Source organism: Neisseria iguanae, assembly GCF_003013245.1.
GTDB classification, from domain to species: Bacteria; Pseudomonadota; Gammaproteobacteria; order Burkholderiales; family Neisseriaceae; genus Neisseria; species Neisseria iguanae.
In genome coordinates this window covers 1-2,363 of the sequence record NZ_PXYY01000156.1, presented here as the reverse complement: position 1 = coordinate 2,363, position 2,363 = coordinate 1, and the positions used below count along the sequence as shown (strand labels likewise).

Sequence of the window (2,363 nt, the reverse complement as noted above, 5' to 3'; positions counted from 1 at the left end):
ACGGCAGCTTTGGTACTTTGGATTTTTAAGCCTTTTTCCGGCCAGTTGGCGGTTAATCGAATCCAACAGTTCGGAAAGGGTATTGTTTTGCGCCAGCCGGTTACGGTAGCGGCAGAGTGTGCTGTGGGGGTTCGTCAAAACCGCGGCAGCGCTAAAAGCCTACGGGTAACGGTGCTGTGTCCGGGGTCGGATAGGCTGTGCCATCGGCCGGGTTAAACGGCGTTGGGCACGGACAGTCATGAACAAGGGGGACGGCTGCCGTTGTGGCGGGCATAACGGCCTTTTTGCTGTTCGGGATAACGGTTGCCGGCCGGTAATGATGTGGATTTTAAGCAATGGAAAGCAGCCGGTATGCTTGGCAAGCATGGCTTCGGCGGTTTGTTTGAAAAAGCGGCCCATGGGGAGAATCCTCTAAATTCTATTACCCTAGGTATGAGTACCTTGCTAGGTATTAAAGACGCTGTAAAGGCTAAAGACCCACAAGGAGTACACAATGCAATCCAGAACTTTATTAGTACTAACATTACTGCTGAACGCGTTACTGGTAATGACGCTGGTGCTATTGATGTTGCAAACAAGCGCATCTTATCTTTTATAAAAGGGGCTCATGGTACCTTCAACCCTGAAGACCCTGAAGATGTAGCAGCCATGAATGCGCTTGTGCAGATTGATTACAGTGCTATTCAGTACCTTACACCAGAAACCCTAAATGAAATTAATGAGTTCCTTGTGCAGGCTCGTACAAAGGTGCGTGATGTGAATGCTACACGCGCATTAATGCAATTGCAGGATTTAGAGCTACGTGCGCAGGCTGGTGAAGGATTCAATCAAGAGCAAGCCCATGGTATAGGCAGTTTACGGGAATTTAGAGGATTTTAGGGGTTTCGCAAAGGTCTCGGCCTTTCTATTTCGTAAAGTATAGTCGATTAAAATCGAATTAAGACAAGGCGCGCCAATGCAGTATTGGTTTGATTTTAATCGACTATAAATTCAGGATAAGTTTTCAGACGGCCTTAATCCTTCAAAGCCACAAATTTCCCGACAAAAGCCGCTGCCAGCCTGCCTTCGGAAAATACATCAATTTCCAGCACTACTTTACCTTTACCGCGTTTGGTAAATATTTCGTTCATCTGCTGCCAACTTCCGGCTGCAACAAGGCGGGTTTGAATGGTCAGGTTGCCGTGGGCAGGGCGCAGGTATTGGGTTTCATTTTGTTGAATCACGATATTCCCGGCTGCTTCGGGCAGATGACTGTGTACTAATGCCCAGCCGCAGGTGGTGGCGCCTAAGGCAATGGAGCCGCCGAATGCGGTGTTTTTGTGGTTGCGGTTGGGTGCGTGCGGCATAGTGAGCTTGACATGCTCGCGGTCGGCTTCGATGACTTGAATCTCAAGCGCGGCGGTGGCAGGAATATGCGTGTGCAGAAATGCTTGTAATAATTGTGCGGTCATGATTGGATTGCCTTGCGGTTTGGTATAGAATTTCATGATTGGGCGGATTGGAAGATCCAAGCTGCGGCAAGGTTGCCCGATAACGGAATTTTATTACCTTAAAATAGGGTCGGGTATAACGTAATACAAGCTTCGGAGTCAATAATGCGGACTTTTTTCGGCGTATGTTTGCTGGTTATCGGCGGTTGGGTGTTGACCCTTTTGGATATGTTGCTGTTTTTCGATATTTTGGCAGACATCCGCGGTATGTTGTTCGGTATTTTGGCTTTGTCCACGGTGGTTTTGGTGGTTTTGGGTATGTTGGTGGTGAAGGCGAAGCGGTATTATGTGTTGGGTACGACCCTGCTGCTGTCGGCCTTTGTGATGTGGGCGACAATAGTCGGATTTTCCCTCATTGATTCGCATCCGCACTGGAGCCGCTATCTGCCGACGGATTTTACCGAATCCTTCAGCAATCTCACACTGGCTTTTTCTTGGCTGGTGGTGCAAACGCTGGCAGGTATCGGCCTGATGTGGCGTTACCGCAAGGCATAAGATTATCCGAGGCCGTATGAAAAGTTTCAGACGGCCTTTGGTATGAATTAGGATGTGTCTTCATTTCATCATGAGGCATCTTTCCGGCATAAAAACCTGTCTGTTGGGTACTGTTCAAAAATCTGTGTCAATCCCCTAACCCCCCATAAAGGAGAAGACACATGACCAAACCCGCATTTGATTTCGAAACCGCACTCAGGCAACTTCAGTCCGGACAGGCACTGACCGGTAAAGACGGCCCCCTTACCCCACCCATCAAACAACCGGCCAAGGCCGCATTGGAAGCCGAAACCGGACAATACCTCGAACAAAAGCAGTTGCAGCCCGGCCGGCGTAACGGCCACAGCAAAAAAACCGTCAAAACCGGTTCCGGCAGTT

The 2,363-nt window shown here is 49.1% G+C and carries 3 protein-coding genes and 1 pseudogene; 3 read left to right on the top strand and 1 reads right to left on the bottom strand.

Translation table 11 applies throughout. The features are described from left to right. The first annotated feature begins 321 nt into the window (after positions 1–321). Complete coding sequence (locus C7N83_RS13640) at positions 322–879, top strand: hypothetical protein (RefSeq protein WP_146135181.1); 558 nt, start codon at positions 322–324, stop codon at positions 877–879. Between the two features lie 134 nt (positions 880–1,013). Here the strand turns inward: C7N83_RS13640 and C7N83_RS13635 are convergent, their stop codons facing one another. Further along, positions 1,014–1,487 carry a YiiD C-terminal domain-containing protein gene (locus C7N83_RS13635; RefSeq protein ID WP_245911241.1) on the bottom strand — a complete coding sequence of 158 codons (474 nt, stop codon included), beginning with the start codon at positions 1,485–1,487 and terminating at the stop codon, positions 1,014–1,016. 108 nt (positions 1,488–1,595) lie between these two features. Here C7N83_RS13635 and C7N83_RS13630 point away from each other — a divergent pair, with 108 nt between their 5' ends. Together C7N83_RS13630 and C7N83_RS13625 are read left to right on the top strand one after the other, a co-directional pair. Then, positions 1,596–1,985 carry a hypothetical protein gene (locus C7N83_RS13630; RefSeq protein ID WP_106743259.1) on the top strand — a complete coding sequence of 130 codons (390 nt, stop codon included), beginning with the start codon at positions 1,596–1,598 and terminating at the stop codon, positions 1,983–1,985. A 161-nt stretch (positions 1,986–2,146) separates the two neighbouring features. After that, a pseudogene (locus tag C7N83_RS13625) lies at positions 2,147–2,363 on the top strand (IS256 family transposase); the annotation flags it as partial.

Excerpts from the sequence above, each read along its gene's own strand:
- C7N83_RS13635 (WP_245911241.1), bottom strand. The coding sequence starts at position 1,487 with ATGAAATTCTATACCAAACCGCAAGGCAATCCAATCATGACCGCACAA.
- C7N83_RS13630 (WP_106743259.1), top strand. The coding sequence starts at position 1,596 with ATGCGGACTTTTTTCGGCGTATGTTTGCTGGTTATCGGCGGTTGGGTG.